The sequence below is a fragment of the Sphingopyxis sp. C-1 genome, from assembly GCF_001047015.1.
Lineage (GTDB): Bacteria > Pseudomonadota > Alphaproteobacteria > Sphingomonadales > Sphingomonadaceae > Sphingopyxis.
The window spans coordinates 2424513-2442671 of the sequence record NZ_BBRO01000001.1 but is presented as its reverse complement, the minus strand read 5'-3'; the positions used below and the strand labels follow the sequence as shown (position 1 = coordinate 2442671).

Genomic DNA, 18159 nt, shown 5'->3' with positions numbered 1-18159 from the left:
TCGTCACCGTCCGATGGTCGCGAAAACTGTGCTGGAATTTGACGCCGCGCTATGCGGGCAGGGGCTCGACGCGCGACGTTTGCCGTCAACGGCCAGCGGCTTTCCGATGTGGCTTGTCGATACCGAGCAAAGCAATGTCGAAGCCTTCGAGCATCTGCTGTCGAGCGAAGAGATGGAAACGGCAAATCGCTTCCGCTTTCGCGCGTTGCGTCACCGTTATATCGCCGCCCACGGAGCGTTACATATGCTGTTGCGGGATCGCTACGGCGTCCCGGCCGACGCTTGGGACATCGGCAAGGACAGCTTTGGAAAGCCGCATCTGATTCGGTTCCCACAGATAAACTATAGTCTGAGCTATAGTGGTGGCTTTGCGATGCTGGGCATAAATGAGAGCGAGCCCGTCGGCGTCGATATCGAGGTTCTTCGGACCGTCGAAGATGCGGCCGAACTGATGGATCTGCATTTTACCGAGGCAGAGCAATCCGTGGCCATGCGAACGAGTTCGCCGGATGCCTGCTACTCCAAGGAGTTTTTAGAGATATGGGTCCGCAAAGAGGCCTGCGTGAAGGCTTGCGGACGTGGCTTGAGCATTCCGTTGAAAGATGTGGAATGCGTATCTGAAGACCAAGTGACGACGGTGCAGTTCGGTGGAGGCCGTTACCGCACCGGCGCCCTAGAATTGGGCGACCCGATTATGGCTTGGTCTCGTCGTACAAGCCTGTAATCCCATTTGCGCTCTCCCAGCGCATCTGGTTAGTGAGCAGCTGCTGCGCCAATGTCGGTTGTATACCGTTCTTGGGGTAGCAGCCCTTCCCTGATCACATGAGCGATCAGATGTGCGCGGTTTCGCGTTCTTGTCTTGAGACGAACGTTTTCGACATGACGTTCAACCGTGCACGGTGCGATGTCCAGTTCCAAGGCCGCTTCTTTGGCGGAAAGTCCAAGGGCTACGAGACGAAGCACCTCATATTCGCGATCTGTAAGTCTGATTCCTTCCGTATATTTGGACATGGGTCCCTCCCTCTGGTGATAAAAAAGAAGTTAATTTTGCCCTCGCTGAAACAGAATGTCTTAATCAGGGGGAGGGAGTCACGAAAAAAATTTTGGCGGCTGTGGGCGTTTTCGATCGCTTGAGAGCGGATCTTAATGTTATTGGTAAATTTTCCGAATCTCATGTTGACTCTGTGAAAATACGAAATTCGGGTGATTCGCTAGCTCGCCCGGCCTCGTGGGGCGGCTCGAGGCAAGCTGTAACAGGCTAAATCGGGGCTACATTTAGCGGTGGATAAGTTTTCCTTGCCCACAGATTGTTTCAATCTGGGAGCAGAAATAATGGTTAAGCTGGCCCGGAGCGTGGAGTCCCGCAACCAGATATGTCGCGATCCGACCAAAAAGGTTGCGGAGTGATTCGTTTCTTGGGTGTGTGAGGCAGGAGTCGCAGCCGCTCAGCGAGTCGGCCGCGACGACAAATCCGTTGATATGAACAGGCCCATTTTGGGGTGATCCCAACCGGCGCTAAGTTTCTGAACGGTGTTTGATGGGAAACCGAAACTCGCGAATACTCGTCTCAGGCGTCCGTGGATTCCCAGAAGGCGGTGCGATAGTGCAGCGCGTTCGAAAATCGCTCGGGCTGGGGATGCGTGTCGCCGGTGGGGCGCAGCCATCCCGCCTCATTCAGCACGGCTTCTCCGATCGGATTGACATAGGCTATGCGCAGCGGTCGCCGAATGCCCGCAACTCGGCGGTCTTTTCGCGCTTTTTCTATCACTTCGCCCAATATCTCGGGGCCGAACGGATGGAAAAGATAGAGCAGGCTTGTATCGCCGAGGTCGTGATCGAGCGCGTTGCGTGCATGGAAGCGGATATTGCGACTCTTCAATCGGCTGCGCGCCAGGTTGGCGTTGGCCGTTTCGATCAATGACGGGATAAGATCCACGCCTTCCACCCGCGCGGCGCCGCGGTGACTGGCCGCGAATGCCACACGGCCGAGTCCGCACCCCAGATCGGTCACGACATCGTCAGGGCCTAGTCCGGCCCGATCGAGAACGGCGAATACGTCGCGGTAGGACGACGGAATATAATGCATATACCATTCGCGATCGCCGGGCGCGCCGCTGCCTGGATGGTGGCCGAAGGTGCGCACACCGAGATAGCGATCCCAAAGCTCGTCGACGGGCTGGCGAACGCGCGCCGTCAGATTGCGGTTGCGCAGACTAGTCAGCAAGGTCCTGCCCCTTCGCGTGGGAAGCAGCTATGCCGCCGTCCCGCCGTGCGCCAAGTGTCATGGCGATATGTTCCGACGCGGCAGCGAGCATCGCATAGCGGCGCTCATATTGCCGGCGTTTACGTTGCGGGATGTCGGCCGCGTCGCGACGCTTGGCCCGGAGCGGCAGTTCGAACGTCGATTCGTCCAATCGCCATGCCCCACGCTCAATCCATATCGTGTCATAGTTCGCGTGCACCTTGTGCCGCGCCACCGTGAAAAACGCATCCCGCCGCTGCTGATGTTCGCTGGAAACAAGAAAGATCCGTTCCACACCGATATGCTGGCAAACGAGTTGAAAGGTTTCGATAAGCAGGTCGCGGGGGCGCATGCCAAAGGCCGTGCGCGTCAATTCGCGATAAATGTCCTTCACATCCGGCAGGTCGACATCGTTCCGTCCCTGCACGGCACCCACATGCGCGATCAGGTTGCCCTGTTCGAAGCGCAATGCGAATGCGAGGGAGAATATCCGGGTATCGTCCAGAAACAGATTGAAGACGAGAGGCCCCTCGTCTTGAAACCAAATCGCGTCGTCCAGGACGAGGCGCAAATCGGGATGTGCGGCAAGAAGTTTGCAGAACTCGACCTCGCGCTCGACAAGCGGGTCGAACACCCAGTCCAGTTCCTCCATCGTCCTGTAATGGGCATGGAGCTTGTTGAGGCGCGTGCGGACGTCCCAGTTGGTCGACTGATAGGGGGCGACCAGTACATTGAGAACGTCCGGGCGTTCCGTGACCAGTCGTTCAAACAATGGCGTGCGCCGGTCGCCGAGAAATCGTTCCAGAAGATCCTGATGCTTCCAGCCAAGGTACAGAAAGCGGGCGCGCTTGATGAAAGCGCCCGGGGAATGTCCGCTGGCGATTTCTGCTGAGTGACGCCATAGCCAGGCAACATGGTGGGACCGGGCGGGCGTTTGGTCCCGCGCCAGCCTGCGCTTTATCATCACATTTTGTACGAAAGCTGGAAAGCCCATGCTTCGCTCAAGCCCCTGATCCCGGGAAGGCAAATGGCGTTGCGGAGTGCTAACGCGCCCGCCCGGCTATTCTTCCCACGAAAAAGGTGACACAAGCCGGCGGGCTCCGATATCCCGAAAAAACCAAAGGGAATTGCAGGAACTCCAAGAGGATTCGTCTCATTCTGACGACCGAAAAACGGGCCGCACAAGGATAGACCTCCCGCGACGGTATCGACCGAAAGAAATTCCGCCAAATATCGGGTAATTTGCACAATCAAAAATAGGCAGTTCAAAGTGCCAATGGACCGCGGAACGCCCACGATATATGGCTGTTCAGAATGCGGCACCCGATCGTCAATCGCTGCTGATGTCCCCGGACGTCGGCGGAGCGAGGGATTAACATGCTTCGATACGCTCGTATAAAGCTGTTCTATTTCCTGAAAGGGCTTGTCGCTCCTCATGCCCGGCGCGGTCGGATGCAAGATTTCGAACGATTGCTGCAGCCATCGTCAGGAACCCGCATCATCGACCTGGGAGGGACACCGCACATTTGGGAATTCGTCGACACCCCGATGGACATCACGATTGTGAATTTGCCCGACTCAAATATGCGCGAAGAGACGGATAGCCATCATAATTTTACCTTCATCGAAGGAAGCGCGACCAATCTTCCCGATTTCGCGGACAATCACTTTGATATCGCATTCAGCAACAGCGTTATCGAGCACGTCGGCGGACCGGAAAATGAGAAGCTTTTCGCGCAGGAAGTACGCCGATTGGCGCCATCATATTGGGTGCAGACGCCATCCATATGGTTTCCGTTGGAAGCCCATACGGGAATTCCGTTCTGGTGGTGGATTCCAAAGCGCGTAAAAGATATGCTGCATAGGAGATGGGAAAAAATACTTCCCGACTGGAATCTCATGATTTTGGGGACTGTGGTAATCAAGAAAACAGATCTGAATTCATATTTCCCTGACGGAACATTGAAAACGGAAACGATGCTGGGCCTGCCGAAGAGCTATTATACCTATCGCGTGCAGCGGTAATCGCATAAATTCGACATGAACTTAAAGAGGAACGCGCGTTCTTTGACGTGACCCCCTGGTTTCCACCAGCCGGGATTAGAGCCCAGCGGCTTTGTTGCGCATGAGCGCGGTTGAAGCAATGGCCTGCGTAGCGGAGCCCGTAGGGCGGAGCGAAGCAGGCCATTGCTGATCCAGTTCGGCGGCGAACGCCGCCGGGGTTGCGTAGCCAAGGGATGAGTGTGGTCTCTCCCGGTTGTAATCATCCACCCAAGCAGCGATCTCGCCCCTGGCATGGGCGAGGCTCATGAACGGCGTCTCGTTGAGCAGTTCATCGCGCATCCTTCCGTTGAAGCTCTCGACGTAGCCGTTCTGCATTGGTCTTCCCGGAGCGATGTAGTGCCACTCCACGCCGATCTCCCCGCACCATGCCAGCACAGCATTACTGGTGAGCTCGGTTCCGTTGTCGCTGACGATCATGCCGGGCTTGCCACGCCGGGCGATCAGCTCGGTCAGCTCGCGCACGACACGGCGCCCCGAGATCGAGGTGTCGGGCACCGCTGCCAGGCACTCCCGGGTCACGTCATCGACCACGTTGAGCACGCGGAATCGCCTGCCCGACGCCATCTGATCATGGACGGACTCGGAGCGTAGCGTATAGGGGCAAGCGCAGCGCGCCCTACTCGAGGCTCCAGCGCTGGTTCGGCAGCGCCAGAACCGGAGCAGGTGCCCTCGTGCCGACGGCTCGCTTGCGGCTCCGTCGCCGCCTGACCGCCAGCCCTTCCTCACGATAGAGCCGCTGGGTTTTCTTGCGGTTGATCATCACGCCATCCCGGCGCAGCAGGATATGAAGACGACGGTAGCCGAAGCGGCGCCGCTGGTTCGCCAGCTCGCGCAGCTTCTCGCGAAGCTCGGCATCGTCGTCCCGTGTGGAACGGTAACGCACGCTTCTGCGATCGGCATCGATGACACGGCACGCCCGCCGTTCGCTCATCCCGTGGCAAGCCTGGAGATGAGCCACAGCTTCCCGCTTGGCAGCGGGCGTCAGAACTTTTTTGTCAGGAGATCCTTCAACGCAGCCTGGTCGAGCATCGCATCGGCCAACAGCCGCTTGAGCTTCGCGTTCTCGCTCTCGAGTTCCTTCAGTCGCCGGGCATCGGATACCTCCAGCCCGCCATACTTCGACTTCCAGTTGTATATCGTCGCTTCAGATACCCCATGCCGCCGGGCAAGGTCACCGGTCTTAGCGCCAGCTTCCGCTTCCTTCAGCACGCCGATGATCTGCTCTTCCGAAAACCTCGTACGCTTCATCTGTCCGTCCTTCCTTCAAGGCCGGACTCTAATCAATGTTGGAGGAAAATCAGGGGGTCATGTCAGTGCCTGGCACAACCACCGAAGTGCCCGAATCCGATTGGTTCGAGCAGGCAATCAAACAGGCAACAATAGCGAGCGCCGAAAGTCTCATAGACCCGCCTCTCCACCGAGTAATATTTTGAATTTCCCCATCGCGATAATATTGCGATTCGAATATTTTGTACCATTCATTCGATCGTCGAACAATTTGGGTAAAACTACATACGAAAAACCAGAATGAGCGAAATTTATCATTTATTGCACAATTTTGGACGTGGGTTTTGCGATCACGTCGTCAAATAGCCGCCTTGCGCGCTCGTCCGTACTTGGCCGTGATTTTCACCAGCACCCAGCAAAAACCCCGCCACACGAGGGCCGCGTGACGGGGTTCGACTCTCGGGTCGCCGAAAGCTGGATCGGGATAGCTAGCGGTGGTGAAGATTAGGTTAGGCGCGCAGAAAAGGCCCCATCCTCCGACAGGGCCTCCTCTATCCTCTGCGGTCGTGACCAAAGGAAGCCCCATTGGCTCTCACGAGGGTCGCCGTAGAGAGCCTTTGCCGACAGAGCCTAGGCTTATCCGCGCGAGAGTCGAGGATATAAAAACGCCGCCTGGATAAACCGCGAGTCAACGGCGAGTGCTGCATGGCAGAAGTTGCAAGGACTTCATTGCTGATTATCCCATTCGCCAATGTCCTGAGCGGGGCAGATCGGACACCCACACCGCTCGGCACATTTAGCTGCCAGGCGTGACCGATGCCGCAACGGGTTCAGCCTGCACAGCAGCAGGCGCGGGTGCAGCCACCGGTACCGCCATAGCTGGCGACGGCGCTGGAACTTGCAGCGGCGCTGGCGCGGCATTTGCGAACGAAAGCTCAACGTCTTCGTCAATGAACCCACCAACCGTGCCGCCCTTCGGAAGTACCGCGCTGGTGCCCGTCACGAAGAAGCCGACGACCGGTACCAGGACGACGGCGCCGACAACCCCCGCAGTTCCAGTGACGCCCTTGTCATCGAACGTACCGGTCAGGCGGATCTGACGCCCGTTGATACGCATATAGAGGACGCGGGCGTCGAGCTTGCCCGACTTTCCCCACATGCCCTTGTTGCGGACGTTCGTTATCTCGCCCCATGCCGGCGTCCCGCTCGGCACAACGGTGACGTTGTTGACCACCACCGGCTCGGCGACTTCCATCATGAAGCGCTGTCCGACGCGTGCCGCTTTTTTCTGCGTGGTGATCTCTTCCATCATCCGCAACACCACCGGCGTACCAGCGCGAAGCATGGCGTTGTTCGTTGGAGCTTGCAAGATAGCGGCTGCGGCTGGCGCTACGACAGCCTCTTGCGCGTGACCTGCGGGCGCAGCGAGAATTGCGGCCGCAGTCGCGACCATTGTCATGTACTTCATGTTGCCCCTCTCCCCATTAGGAGTTGGGAGCTTTAATGACGTGAAATTGTTGAGCAACGACAATCAAATCCAAGATGGCAATTGTATGGTTTGCCACTGAATTGGCGTGCGACGTGGATGCCGTTGACTTCGCATCTGTCATCAGGCGACTCCCCGTGCGCCGCAGTTGACCTGTCTCAATATGGTTCGAATGCGAACAATCTGATCGTTGACTCAGATTCACTTCGGCGTAGCCTCTCAGCTCTGACGCCCAAGGCGACCTCCTAGGGCGGAGGGGGCTTTTCCTGCACGACCCACTAGCGGGAGAACGAGAAGGCCGCGTTCCACTGGCGCGGCCTTTTTGGCATCGCAAACCAGTTCGGCGGCTATGAAGGAGTTTCCGCCCTTCGAAGTCTTCGCGCTGTCCGTTCATGCTTGATGGCCTGCTCCCGAAGCCGGACGGCGAGAACTGGATCCGCGCATTGGGCGGCCTTTACCCGTGCGACACGGGCAAGTTGCTCAAAATATATGGCGTCGCGCGGAATCTCCATGCGTCTCTGGTAGCATGGACAAATCACCAAAACGCTAAAGTGCCTCGAAACGGGGCACTTCTACCGCATGGCTCAGAGAAGCGTCGGCCCCTCTGGTTGTTTCGACCGGGGCTTGAACCAGCGTTCGTCAGTGCGATCGACGACAAGCCTGCTCGCCGGATATTTGCGCACCAATGCGATTGCATCTTCCGCTGGACAGTCGAGCCAGGCGTCGTGCTCGTCGGGATGCAGGTTGACCGGCATCCGGTCGTGGATGTCGAACAGTTCCTCAGTCGCGTCGACCATGACGCCGGTGTAGCAATTGCCCCATTCATCCGACGGGCGCCACAGTCCCGCCCAAGCCGCAGTCGGTTGGTCCTCCACGCTGATCCACGTCCGCGTCATCTTGCCCTTCGGTCCCTCAGCCTCCGCGAAGGCGGTGAACGGGATGAGGCAGCGGTGTGTAGGCGTCGAGAACCAATACTTCCAGAACGGCGACAGCAGCTTGTCGTCGCGTGCGTTGTTGACTGGCTTCGGCTTGCTGGTGGGCTTCATGCCCTTGAGGCGCACCGGGAAACCCCAGGTCATGGATTGAACGACGCGGGCGCCTTCATGTTCGCGGACGACAATACCGGGATAGCCGGGATAGACTTCTTCGGCCACATTATACCCGCGGTCGGCTCTGGCGCCGAACAGGTCCGCTATTTGGGCCGCACGATCGAATGTCAGGGATGCGGCGAGACGATCAAGCTCGAAGATCACACGCCGATCGCCGCGGTGCAGCGGCTGATCGATGAAGCAGGCGATGGCGGCTAACGACTGATTGCGGACGCCACCGAAAGCCTTATGATCGAGGCTGGAGGAGCATCGCTATGGGTTTGGTTGAGCGCCTTGAAAACCTAGGAAAAATCGCTTTGGGTGCATCGCTTGCATTCTACGTTTGTCACTATGTTTGGGAAGTCGGAACCGCGGGCGGCGCAGGCATGCTTTCCGGTTTGATTTTCGTGATTTGCTACTTTGGGTCGCGCCATCTGCGCAACAGGGCTTCTGCGACAGGCCGTTAATTGTGATGTCTGAGCGGCCGGAAACGACCGGGAGCGGACTTTGGTTCAACCCGATACAGCGTCAGCAAAAGCTTTCATGTTCCCAGCTTCATCAGCATTACGGGCGATGTGAACGAGGATTAGCAGGTCAAGTGGGACGTCGGAATGCGCGGCTCCGTGAGCGGCAAACCATAAAACCTCGGAAAGTGGTTCGTTGTCGTGCCACGTCGTCATGACGAATTTGTCGTCCGGTATGTCGCCATAATCGAACACATCGAGATTTGCGTGGTCGACGCTGTCATCCCATGAGCTGCACTCGTGCCCCCAAGCAAGCATGAATAAGCATCCGCTCGCCACCAGCCACTCGCTGACTAGTTTCTGCCATTCAGCTGTGGACGGTTCCTCAACAATTACGACCGCCTTGAATGGCCGGCCAGGTCCGTCTGGCAATTTTTGATTGGGAGCAAGGTGGATATATTCGGTTTCGACCATTGCCCGAGCTTAACAGGCGCGTTGGAGCGGTCCAGCATTGACCGCTCCCCACCCCATTTCGGTCATTCCGACCCCGGACAAGGAAGACCCCGCCGAAGCGGGGCCAGTTTAAAGGAGGGGGTTTCCAAGATGCCGCCGCCACGTGGCATGTCAGGATGCCGTGCGGCGGGACAAATAGGTAACGTCCGCCTGGCCTAGCCGTTCCAAGCGAAGACGCTAACCTTGACTCTCGCCTTTCCAATCATATTATCTCTGCATGAGCGCCACCTCGCAAGCGAGATGGCCGACAGGATTCCTCTAGCGTAGCCATACCGAGAGGACGGAAGGGCTTCCTCTTTGGCGGGGCCCTTCTAGGTCGGAGCGAAATAGTGATCACCGCTGAGCGAGAGCTTTGGGCGTGCGCGTTGCTGGTCGAGCGAGAGCAGGGTGACAACGCTGCGATCTACATTGCGGAGCGCATAGGCGCCCTTGCATCGGAAGGTGACGCCGCTGGCGTGGCGAGATGGAAGGCGATTGCTGAGAAACTGTCGCTGCTTTGGACTGGCGAGCGACCAATGCCGATGTGAAGGCCGCGCTTGGCTACCGCCAATGAATATCGGGCTCCGAACAAATGTCACGTTTTGCTTGGCTTTGATCTCGTCGCAGATGAAGTCCGCCCCCGCTTCGAAATCTCGTTCAAGATAAGCCGGCGAGCCTGGGCGGAATGTCTCCGGGTACATTGCTTCCATCGCGCCGTTGTTGACCACTGCGCCTTCATCTTCAGCACGCTGAGCCTCGTCGACGATCGCGGAATCGCAGGCGGACGTCAGCAGGAGCAGCGGAATGCAGAGCCGCAGGATTGGCGGTGTCCTGCGAGAGGCGCGCTGGTTAGCGATATGGTTCACAGGCAATCCCGTCGTTGTCGCCGTCCATGCTTTCGCGATAGCCGGGCTCCCCGCGATAGATGGGGGCGGTGCCAGCGGCGCGAGCGTCGTCGCAACCTCGCCAGTGATCGCCAGCCTGCGGTGCCCGCTCGCGCATCATGCCGACGTCAATTGCGACTTCCTTCGCGTTGCTCATGAAAGCCTATTGCTGCTCAGGATCCGTCATTGCCCAGCAGCCACCCACTACTGCCCCGATCAGACCAGCTGCAGCGAAATAACCGCCGACAGGCGAGGATCGCCCTTGCGGGCGCCATGCCGCCGCAGCGTAGCGTCGTGGCTCATGGTAGCGTCTGCGCCCTCTCATGGCGTCGATATACCGCCGACAGGTAAACGACGGGTGAGGGGAAGGCCGAAACTAGCTCGGTCGATTACGTGGCGATTACGTGAACCCGAAAGCAACTCCCGAGGGGTGGCGCTTGATCGGTCAAAATTGGCGGAAAAGTTATGGTGGACGCACTAGGGCTCGAACCTAGGACCCGCTGATTAAGAGTCAGCTGCTCTACCAACTGAGCTATGCGTCCACTGCCATTTTCAGGCGCGCTTTGCAGTGAAGAGAAGCCCTCTTTGCTGCGAAGCGAGCGGCCCGCTATCATGGCTCTTGGGGGATGGCAATGCCCCCGATGCTTTTTTGCCAAGTTTTTTTCTCAATGAAATCGGCGCGTGCCCGTTTTGCTGTCGTTTTCGATCGCGAGCATGATTCCGACGCAGGTCATGATCGTCAGCATCGACGAGCCGCCATAGGAGAAGAGCGGCAACGGGATGCCGACGACAGGGGCCAAACCCATCACCATCATCAGGTTAATCGCGATGTAGAAGAAGATCGTCATCGTGAGACCCGCGGCGGTGAGCTGGCCGAAGCGCGTGCGCGCTTTGAGTGCCACGCGGGTCGACCAGCGCAATAGCAGGAAGAATCCGAACAGCAGTGCAAGTCCACCGATCAGGCCCCATTCCTCGGCCATCGTGGCGAAGATAAAGTCGGTGTGGCCCTCGGGGAGGTAATCGAGATGGCTTTGCGATCCGTTGAGGAAGCCCTTGCCGCCGATCCCGCCCGAGCCGATCGCGATCTTCGATTGGCTGATGTGATACCCGGCACCGAGCGGATCGCTTTCGGGGTCTAGGAAGATCAGCACGCGCTTTTGCTGATAGTCGTGCAGGAATGAAAAGAGGACCGGTAGCGCCGCGAGACCCGCGACCGCCGTGCTACCGAACCACCAGAACGGCAGGCCGGAGCAGAACATCACGACGACGCCGCCGATGCAGATGGCAAGTGCGGTGCCAAGGTCGGGTTGCAGCATGACAAGCGCGGCGGGGAGGCCAATCATAACCAGCGCTGGCCATAGAGCCGTAAAGGTCCGCGTCTCGCCGGGCGGAAGCTGCGTATAGAAACGCGCAAGCGCGATGACGATCGCGACCTTCATCAATTCGGACGGCTGGAGGTTCATGAAGCCTAGGTTGAGCCATCGCTGGCTCCCTCCGCCGACGAAGCCCAACAATTCCACCGCGATCAGCAGTACGAGCACGCCGATATAGGCGATGTAGGCGAAATCCTCGAAGATGCGGATCGGGAAGCGCCCGATCACCAGTGCCACGCTGAGGAAGACGAGAAAACGCACGCCCTGATTGAGCGCCCACGGCGTCCAGCTACCGCCCGCGGCCGAATAAAGCACGAGCAGCCCGAAACCGGTTATGCCGGCAAGGATGCCGATCAGTTTCCACGGGATACGCTGGATGGCGGGTGGGACGGGGATCATTGCGCGAGCTCCGGATCAGGCTTCGATGCGCCTGCCTTCCACGCCGCATAATCGCGGTCCATGCGTTCCTTGATCGTGCCGCCCCAGCCGGCCTCGAAGGTTTCGAGCGCCTCCATCGCCTTTTCGCGGTCGAAGAGGAAAGTCATGAAATCCTTGGCCACGGGCGCCGCGGCGCGCGATCCGCCCATGCCATGCTCGATCACAACGGCGGTCGCATAGCGCGGATTGTCGACCGGCGCGAAACCGATGAACAGGCCGTGGTCGCGGAATTTCCATGTTCCGGCCTTGCCGTTGCCGGTGTTAAGTCCGCGTACCTGTGCGGTGCCCGTCTTGCCCGCCATCGCGATGCCGTCGAGCGGCAATTTGCTGCGCCCCGCGGTGCCGCCCGGCCCGTTGACGACGAGGTCCATACCATGGCGCGCAGTCGCGAGCGCCTCGGCGGAAAAGGGAAGGGCCTCATTCTTGAAGTGCCGATTGACGAGGCGTGGATAGAGGCGGCGGCCCGATGCGATGCGCGCCGCCATCACGGCGAGCTGAAGCGGGTTCACGCTGACATAGCCCTGGCCGATGACTGCGTTCAGCGAGTCCGACGCCGACCATGGTTGGTCGTATTTCTTCATCTTCCACGCGCTGTCGGGAATGGTGCCGAAACGCTGGTTGCTGCCTGCGAGCTGGAACTCTTCGCCAAGGCCCATCAGCTTTGCGGTGGGAGCGATGGCATCATAGCCGAGCCGGTGCGCGACCCAATAGAAATAGCTGTTGCAGCTTTTCATGATCGCGGTCGCCATGTCGACGCTGCCATGCCTGCCGAGGCAGCGGAAGAAACGGCTGCCGAGCCGGTAGCCGCCGATGCAGGTGTGGCGTTCGCTCGGATCGATTCCATGTTCGATCGCGGCGATCGCGGCCATCGGTTTCAGCGTCGATCCGGGCGGATAGAGGCCGCGCGTCGCCTTGTTGATCAGCGGCTGGTGATCGTCGGCGCGCAACCAGGCATATTCGCTGCTGCTGATCCCGTCCGAAAAACTGTTCGGATCAAAGCTTGGCATCGAGACGAAGGACAGGATGTCGCCATTGTGGCAGTCGATCACGACCGCCGCGCCGGACTCGCGCCCCATGCGCCGGGCGACAAACTCCTGCAGGTCGGCGTCGATCGTCAGGTGGACCGTCTTGCCCTGTACGTCGGCCTGCGTCGAAAGATCGCGGACGACCTTGCCGCGCGCTGTGACCTCGACCCGGCGGGCGCCGGGTTGGCCTTTCAGCATATCCTGGAAATATTTCTCCAGCCCGTCCTTGCCGATCTTGTACCCCGGCGTGATGTAGAGCGGATCCTTGACCTTCTGATATTCCTCGGCGTTCGGGGCGCCGACATAGCCGATCAGATGGCCGACCGCCGCACCGGTCGGATAGTTGCGGGCAAAACCGCGCTGCGGCGCGATACCAGGAAGTTCGGGCAGGCGGACAAGGATCGAGCTATACTCGGCCTCGGTCATGTCTTCCTTGATCGCGACGGGCTGGAACCCCGACGCGGCCTTCAGGTCGCGGTTGATCCGTTCCATCGTGTCGCCGTCGAGCCGCAACAACGTCTGGAGCTGTCCGAGCACGATTTCTTTATTGTGCAGGCGATCGGGAATGATGTCGATGCGGAGGCTGACGCGGTTGTTTGCAAGCGCCTTGCCGTGACGGTCGACAATCCAGCCGCGACGCGGCGGAATCAGCGTCAGGTTTACGCGATTGCTTTCCGATTCAAGGACATAACGATCATTATCGACGACCGAAATATACGCCATGCGCGCGGCGAGCGCGACGCCGACCGCCGCCTGCGCGCCGCCGACGACCAGCGCGCGGCGAGTGAAGGTAAGGCCCCTCCAGGCTTCGGTAATCGGCGGACTCTTCTTCTTCGGCATTCGGGGGTTGGAACCAGTCTATCGGCGTTTCAGGCGGAAATTGTCAAATTTGCCGGTCAGGCGCATGAACAGCGGCACGAGAAGCGCCGAGATGATGATCTGCGGCACCACAAGGCCCAGCACGCGGCCGGTCGCGGCGTGCGGGTGGGTGATCAGTGCCGCGAGCGACTGGATAATTGCCACCGACGCTGCGGCAATCGCCCAGTCGTGAAAGAAGCCGCGCCAATAGATGCGCTGCGACGAATAGGCGATCGCAATGCTGGCGATCGTCCACAATCCCATCGCTGTGCCGATCGGTGCCCCGCTGAACAGATCGTCCCACAGGCCAAGCGGCAGGCCGATCCACACCGGCCACATTTCGGCGCGAAGCAACTGCCAGCACAGGAAGAACAGCAGGCCTAGCGGCGGCAGCACCGGCGAGTTGGCGATCAGCGGCAGCATCAGCGGCAACGCCGAGGCGAACATCACGCTCGCAATCGGAACAAAGCGCATCCGCCACAGCGATGCGGGTTCGCCGAGGCGCGGCCCCTTCTGGTTCATGGCGCTTTGGTGGGGGCCGGGGCGGCGGCAGAAGGGGTCGCGGGGCCGGGCAGGCCCTGCGCTTCGATATTGTCCGGGGTGTAGGGGCGCAGCACCGACACGGCATCGACCTTGCCCGGGTCGGCGAGCGGGCGCGCGAGCGCGCCGTCGTCCTGGCGCCGTACGACAATCGCGACCGGGATATTGGGCGGATAGAGCCCGCCGGTGCCGGAGGTGACAAGGATGTCACCCGGCTTGAACGGGTTGTTCGCGATGTTGAGCGTGCGGACGTCGAGGTCGCCATTGCCCCGCCCGCTGGCAAGCGCGGGCAGGCCGTCGCGCGCGCGGCGTACAGGGACGATATTGTCGACGTCGGTAAGCAGCAGGACCTGCGACACCGACGGCCCGGCGCCAAGTACGCGGCCGATGAGGCCGTCGGCACCGCGTACCGGCTGGCCCGCAGCGACGCCGAGGTTGCGCCCGATGCTGAGCAGCGCGATGCGCTTGCTGCTCGTCGAGGTCGAGGTCAGCAGATAGCCGTTGGCGAGCGCGGTCTTGTCCGTTTCCTGCAGCTTGAGGAGCGTCTTGAGCTGGCGATTCTCTTCCTGCAGCGAACTGGTCGCGACGAGTTCGCGGCGCGTGTCGGCAAGTTCCTTGCGCAGACGCCGGTTTTGCGTGCCCGCGCTGACATAGGCGCCGACGGTATCGTCGATGCCCGAGATCGACCCGATGACCGAACGCGTTCCGCGCGCGATGGGCGCAGTGATTTCCTGGCTCGCCACGCGCAACTGCGCGAAGCCGACAGGGTCAACGACCGACAGGATCGCCAGCAACAAGCCCGCCACTGCCCCTGTCACCGCGATGACATAGGCAACGAACAGGCTGTACTGGGCCTTTCGGGATTGCCCCGGACGCCGATGTGCCGGGCGGACCATGGTTCAGCGCCGGAGTATCAGGCTTGCTGCAACACGCCGCGGAAAGCGGGGTCTTCCATCGCACGGCCGGTGCCGATCGCGACGCAGGTCAGCGGATCCTCTGCCACCGTGACCGGCAGGCCGGTCGCGTCGCGCAGCAGTTCGTCGAGTTCGGCGATCAGCGCCCCGCCGCCGGTGAGGACGATACCCTGATCTACGATGTCGGCCGCAAGTTCGGGCGCGGTGTTCTCGAGCGCGATGCGCACGCCCTCGACGATCGTGCCGATCGGTTCGGACAACGCTTCGGCGATCTGCGCCTGATTGATCGAGATTTCCTTGGGCACGCCGTTCACGAGGTCGCGGCCCTTGATGTGGATCGTCAGGCCGGTGCCGTCGGCGGGAATGCGCGCGATGCCGAAATCCTTCTTGATCCGCTCGGCGGTCGATTCACCGATCAGCAGATTATGGTGTCGGCGGACATAAGAGACGATCGCTTCGTCCATCTTGTCGCCGCCCGCGCGAACCGAAGTGGTGTAGGCAAGGCCACGGAGCGACAGCACCGCGACTTCGGTCGTCCCCCCGCCGATGTCGACGACCATCGAACCGATCGGCTCGGTGACGGGCATGTCGGCGCCGATCGCGGCGGCCATCGGTTCCTCGATCAGCCACACTTCGCTGGCGCCGGCGTTCGACGCGGCGTCGCGGATCGCGCGGCGCTCGACGCTGGTCGAGCCGGAGGGAACGCAGATCACGATTTCGGGGCTGCGGAACGCGTTGGGCTTGCCGCCATGCACCTTGGTGATGAAGTGCTTGATCATCTGTTCGGCGACGTCGATGTCGGCGATGACGCCGTCGCGCAGCGGCCGGATCGCCTCGATGCTGTCAGGGGTCTTGCCCATCATCAGCTTCGCGTCGTCGCCAACCGCCTTGACCCGCTTGATCCCGTTCAGCGTTTCTACCGCAACGACTGAGGGCTCGTTCAGCACGATTCCCTTGCCGCGCACGTAGACGACCGTGTTAGCGGTGCCGAGGTCGATAGCCATGTCTTGGGAATTGAATTTGAACCAGCGGGAAAAGAAGGACATCGATACTGCTTCCTGTCATCGAAGTCGCGCCCTTGATGGACGCGCCCTGTCGTGATTTACCGGCGCGCCCGGCCGGCGACAGCTACAATCAGGGGGAGATTCCGGCTCTTCCTTTTGGGGTGGCTGGACAAAATGATCAGGGCTGTGCGGATGGGTCGCGATTTGCGTTCGACTGCGCTAGGAGAGCGGCCATGTCAATACGTCGCCTGCCGGAAACGCTAGTAAATCGGATCGCAGCCGGTGAAGTGGTCGAAAGACCTGCCGCGGCGCTCAAAGAACTGGTTGAAAATGCCATCGACGCCGGTTCGACTCGCATTTCGGTGCGAATCGCCGAGGGCGGAGTATTGCGGCTGGAAATCGAGGATGACGGCTGCGGTATGACCGCCGCCGATATGGCGCTCGCACTCGAACGCCACGCGACGTCGAAGCTGCCCGATGACGCGATCGAGGATGTCACGACCCTCGGCTTTCGTGGAGAGGCGCTGCCGTCGATCGCCAGCGTCGCGCGGCTGACGCTCGAAAGTCGGGTGACCGGCGCCGACGGCTGGAAGCGTGTGGTCGACAATGGCGCGGTCGTGGCCGAGGGACCAGCCGCGCTTGCGAAGGGCACGCGTGTGATGGTCGAGGACTTGTTCGCGCGCGTTCCGGCGCGCCGCAAATTTCTGCGCAGCGGGCGCAGCGAATATGCCGCATGCCTGGACGTGGTAAAGCGGCTTGCGATGGCGCGGCCCGATATCGGTTTTACTGTCGAGCATGACGGGCGCCGCGTGCTCGACGTGCAAGGCGGGCAGGATCAGCTTTCGCGCGTCGCGGCGTTGACCCAGCGCGATCTGGCCGCGAACAGCATCGGCGTCGATATCGACCGCGGCGAGGTACATCTGGGCGGCGTGATCAGCCTGCCGACCTACAATCGGGGCATCGCCGACCATCAATATCTGTTCGTCAACGGACGCCCGGTGAAGGATCGGCTGCTCGTCGGTGCGCTTCGTGGTGCCTATGCCGACTTGCTCGCGCGCGATCGCCATCCGGTGGTTGCGCTGTTCCTCGACGTGCCGACGAGCGAGGTCGATGTGAACGTCCATCCGGCCAAGACCGAAGTGCGCTTTCGCGATCCGCAATTGATCCGCGGCATGATCGTCGGCGGCCTCCGCCGCGCGCTCGACGAACATGGTTTTCGTAGCGTCCAGCGCCCGGCGGAAGCTGCGCTTGCCGCTTGGCAGCAGGAACCAGTCGCGCCGCAGCCGACGACGCCATCGCTGTTTGCTGTTCCGCCTGCGTATAGCCATTCTCCGGCGGCACATTCCTTCGGAGACGCGGTCGCCGGCGCGTCGACGACGGCTTTGCTGCACGATCGCATCATCGATTTTGCGGCTCCGCGCGATGCCCTGCCGATGGGCCGCGCCGAACCGGCGACCTCTCCCGTCCCGCAGGCCGAGGCGCATCCGCTAGGCATCGCGCGCGGGCAGATCGCGAAAACCTATATCGTAGCCGAGGCCGAGGACGGCCTCGTCATCGTCGACCAGCACGCTGCGCACGAGCGGCTGGTACTCGAACAGTTGCGCCACGGAATGAGCGGGCAAGCGGTGCCTTCCCAGGGCCTGCTGCTTCCCGAGGTGGTCGAACTCGATGAGCCCGCGTGCGACCGGCTCGAAGCCGCCGCGCCACAGCTTGCGGCGCTCGGCGTCGAACTCGAACGCTTCGGCCCCGCCGCAGTCATGGTCCGCGCGACGCCTGCGATGCTGGGCGCGATCAACTGTCAGAAGCTGGTCACCGACATCGCCGACGATCTGGCGGGCTATGACGCGGCATTGGGTTTGAGTGAGAAACTCGAACTCGTCGCGGCAACGATGGCGTGCCACGGCTCGGTCCGCGCGGGCCGGACGCTCAGCGTCGCCGAAATGAACGCGCTGCTTCGCACGATGGAAGTGACACCGCATTCGGGTCAGTGCAATCACGGGCGGCCGACTTGGGTGAAGCTGGCGATGGACGATGTCGAAAAATTGTTCGGGAGGAAATAG

General features: G+C 60.6%; 18 protein-coding genes, 1 tRNA gene and 1 pseudogene. 5 read left to right on the top strand and 15 right to left on the bottom strand.

The genetic code is table 11. The features are described from left to right. The first annotated feature begins 28 nt into the window (after positions 1 to 28). Positions 29 to 724: a 4'-phosphopantetheinyl transferase superfamily protein gene (locus SC1_RS11510; RefSeq protein WP_193749157.1), complete on the top strand. Its 696-nt coding sequence runs from the start codon at positions 29 to 31 to the stop codon at positions 722 to 724. Positions 725 to 753: 29 nt separating this feature from the next. Here the strand turns inward: SC1_RS11510 and SC1_RS21610 are convergent, their stop codons facing one another. The 3 genes from SC1_RS21610 to SC1_RS11495 all read right to left on the bottom strand — a co-directional run bounded on the left by SC1_RS21610 (position 754) and on the right by SC1_RS11495 (position 3236). After that, positions 754 to 1011, bottom strand: a complete 258-nt coding sequence (locus tag SC1_RS21610) for a response regulator transcription factor (RefSeq protein WP_083435804.1) — start codon at positions 1009 to 1011, stop codon at positions 754 to 756. Between the two features lie 556 nt (positions 1012 to 1567). Further along, entirely contained in the window at positions 1568 to 2224 is a 657-nt protein-coding gene (locus SC1_RS11500) for a class I SAM-dependent methyltransferase (RefSeq protein WP_062181618.1), read from the bottom strand. Continuing rightward, the gene (locus SC1_RS11495; RefSeq protein WP_083435803.1) at positions 2214 to 3236 is read right to left on the bottom strand and encodes a DUF535 family protein; all 1023 of its coding nucleotides are present in this window, start codon (positions 3234 to 3236) and stop codon (positions 2214 to 2216) included. The genes SC1_RS11500 and SC1_RS11495 overlap by 11 nt, the downstream gene beginning before the upstream one ends. Positions 3237 to 3619: 383 nt before the next feature. On the opposite strand from SC1_RS11495, the gene SC1_RS11485 reads away from it, so the two are divergent. Continuing rightward, positions 3620 to 4267, top strand: a complete 648-nt coding sequence (locus tag SC1_RS11485; protein ID WP_083435802.1) for a class I SAM-dependent methyltransferase — start codon at positions 3620 to 3622, stop codon at positions 4265 to 4267. A gap of 75 nt (positions 4268 to 4342) precedes the next feature. On the opposite strand, the pseudogene SC1_RS11480 reads toward SC1_RS11485, so the two are convergent. The 3 genes and pseudogenes from SC1_RS11480 to SC1_RS11465 form a co-directional block, all read right to left on the bottom strand. Further along, a pseudogene (locus SC1_RS11480) lies at positions 4343 to 5554 on the bottom strand (IS3 family transposase). A 775-nt stretch (positions 5555 to 6329) separates the two neighbouring features. Next, on the bottom strand, positions 6330 to 6878 hold the full coding sequence (locus SC1_RS11470) for a hypothetical protein (RefSeq protein ID WP_370568742.1): 549 nt from the start codon (positions 6876 to 6878) through the stop codon (positions 6330 to 6332). A gap of 725 nt (positions 6879 to 7603) precedes the next feature. Next, a complete protein-coding gene (locus SC1_RS11465; RefSeq protein WP_238586664.1) occupies positions 7604 to 8173 on the bottom strand; it encodes an SOS response-associated peptidase in 570 nt (189 codons plus the stop codon). Here SC1_RS11465 and SC1_RS22455 point away from each other — a divergent pair. Both SC1_RS22455 and SC1_RS21870 read left to right on the top strand, forming a co-directional pair. Next, entirely contained in the window at positions 8123 to 8326 is a 204-nt protein-coding gene (locus tag SC1_RS22455) for a hypothetical protein (RefSeq protein WP_238586663.1), read from the top strand. The two genes, SC1_RS11465 and SC1_RS22455, sit on opposite strands and share 51 nt — an antisense overlap. A 56-nt stretch (positions 8327 to 8382) precedes the next feature. After that, positions 8383 to 8574 (top strand): hypothetical protein, encoded by a 192-nt coding sequence (locus tag SC1_RS21870; RefSeq protein WP_152682374.1) that lies wholly within the window; start codon positions 8383 to 8385, stop codon positions 8572 to 8574. A gap of 45 nt (positions 8575 to 8619) precedes the next feature. On the opposite strand, the gene SC1_RS11460 is transcribed toward SC1_RS21870, so the two are convergent. From SC1_RS11460 to SC1_RS11420, 9 genes are all read right to left on the bottom strand, one after another. Further along, on the bottom strand, positions 8620 to 9045 hold the full coding sequence (locus SC1_RS11460; RefSeq protein ID WP_062181601.1) for a hypothetical protein: 426 nt from the start codon (positions 9043 to 9045) through the stop codon (positions 8620 to 8622). Positions 9046 to 9395: 350 nt separating this feature from the next. After that, positions 9396 to 9929: a hypothetical protein gene (locus SC1_RS22240; RefSeq protein ID WP_062181598.1), complete on the bottom strand. Its 534-nt coding sequence runs from the start codon at positions 9927 to 9929 to the stop codon at positions 9396 to 9398. Further along, positions 9913 to 10104, bottom strand: coding sequence for an excalibur calcium-binding domain-containing protein (locus SC1_RS11450; protein ID WP_062181595.1), 192 nt, complete (start codon positions 10102 to 10104; stop codon positions 9913 to 9915). Before SC1_RS11450 ends, SC1_RS22240 begins: the two co-directional genes overlap by 17 nt. Before the next feature lie 309 nt (positions 10105 to 10413). Next, positions 10414 to 10489: transfer RNA gene (locus SC1_RS11445), tRNA-Lys, on the bottom strand. Between the two features lie 123 nt (positions 10490 to 10612). Then, positions 10613 to 11719 (bottom strand): rod shape-determining protein RodA, encoded by a 1107-nt coding sequence (gene rodA, locus SC1_RS11440; RefSeq protein ID WP_062181593.1) that lies wholly within the window; start codon positions 11717 to 11719, stop codon positions 10613 to 10615. Beyond that, a complete protein-coding gene (gene mrdA / locus SC1_RS11435; protein ID WP_062181590.1) occupies positions 11716 to 13623 on the bottom strand; it encodes a penicillin-binding protein 2 in 1908 nt (635 codons plus the stop codon). The genes rodA and mrdA overlap by 4 nt, the downstream gene beginning before the upstream one ends. 18 nt (positions 13624 to 13641) lie before the next feature. Further along, the gene (gene mreD / locus SC1_RS11430) at positions 13642 to 14163 is read right to left on the bottom strand and encodes a rod shape-determining protein MreD (RefSeq protein WP_062181587.1); all 522 of its coding nucleotides are present in this window, start codon (positions 14161 to 14163) and stop codon (positions 13642 to 13644) included. Next, positions 14160 to 15077 carry a rod shape-determining protein MreC gene (gene mreC, locus SC1_RS11425; protein WP_062181584.1) on the bottom strand — a complete coding sequence of 306 codons (918 nt, stop codon included), beginning with the start codon at positions 15075 to 15077 and terminating at the stop codon, positions 14160 to 14162. The genes mreD and mreC overlap by 4 nt, the downstream gene beginning before the upstream one ends. A gap of 17 nt (positions 15078 to 15094) precedes the next feature. Then, on the bottom strand, positions 15095 to 16141 hold the full coding sequence (locus SC1_RS11420) for a rod shape-determining protein (RefSeq protein WP_062181581.1): 1047 nt from the start codon (positions 16139 to 16141) through the stop codon (positions 15095 to 15097). Positions 16142 to 16332: 191 nt separating this feature from the next. Here SC1_RS11420 and mutL point away from each other — a divergent pair, with 191 nt between their 5' ends. Beyond that, positions 16333 to 18159 (top strand): DNA mismatch repair endonuclease MutL, encoded by a 1827-nt coding sequence (gene mutL / locus SC1_RS11415; RefSeq protein WP_062181578.1) that lies wholly within the window; start codon positions 16333 to 16335, stop codon positions 18157 to 18159.

Coding starts and splice junctions, on each gene's coding strand:
- SC1_RS11450 (WP_062181595.1), bottom strand. CDS start 10,104: ATGAGCAACGCGAAGGAAGTCGCAATTGACGTCGGCATGATGCGCGAG.
- SC1_RS11470 (WP_370568742.1), bottom strand. CDS start 6,878: ATGCTTCGCGCTGGTACGCCGGTGGTGTTGCGGATGATGGAAGAGATC.
- rodA (WP_062181593.1), bottom strand. CDS start 11,719: ATGATCCCCGTCCCACCCGCCATCCAGCGTATCCCGTGGAAACTGATC.
- SC1_RS11420 (WP_062181581.1), bottom strand. CDS start 16,141: ATGTCCTTCTTTTCCCGCTGGTTCAAATTCAATTCCCAAGACATGGCT.
- mreD (WP_062181587.1), bottom strand. CDS start 14,163: ATGAACCAGAAGGGGCCGCGCCTCGGCGAACCCGCATCGCTGTGGCGG.
- mreC (WP_062181584.1), bottom strand. CDS start 15,077: ATGGTCCGCCCGGCACATCGGCGTCCGGGGCAATCCCGAAAGGCCCAG.
- SC1_RS21870 (WP_152682374.1), top strand. CDS start 8,383: ATGGGTTTGGTTGAGCGCCTTGAAAACCTAGGAAAAATCGCTTTGGGT.
- SC1_RS11495 (WP_083435803.1), bottom strand. CDS start 3,236: ATGGGCTTTCCAGCTTTCGTACAAAATGTGATGATAAAGCGCAGGCTG.
- mrdA (WP_062181590.1), bottom strand. CDS start 13,623: ATGCCGAAGAAGAAGAGTCCGCCGATTACCGAAGCCTGGAGGGGCCTT.
- mutL (WP_062181578.1), top strand. CDS start 16,333: ATGTCAATACGTCGCCTGCCGGAAACGCTAGTAAATCGGATCGCAGCC.
- SC1_RS11485 (WP_083435802.1), top strand. CDS start 3,620: ATGCTTCGATACGCTCGTATAAAGCTGTTCTATTTCCTGAAAGGGCTT.
- SC1_RS22455 (WP_238586663.1), top strand. CDS start 8,123: ATGTTCGCGGACGACAATACCGGGATAGCCGGGATAGACTTCTTCGGC.
- SC1_RS21610 (WP_083435804.1), bottom strand. CDS start 1,011: ATGTCCAAATATACGGAAGGAATCAGACTTACAGATCGCGAATATGAG.
- SC1_RS11460 (WP_062181601.1), bottom strand. CDS start 9,045: ATGGTCGAAACCGAATATATCCACCTTGCTCCCAATCAAAAATTGCCA.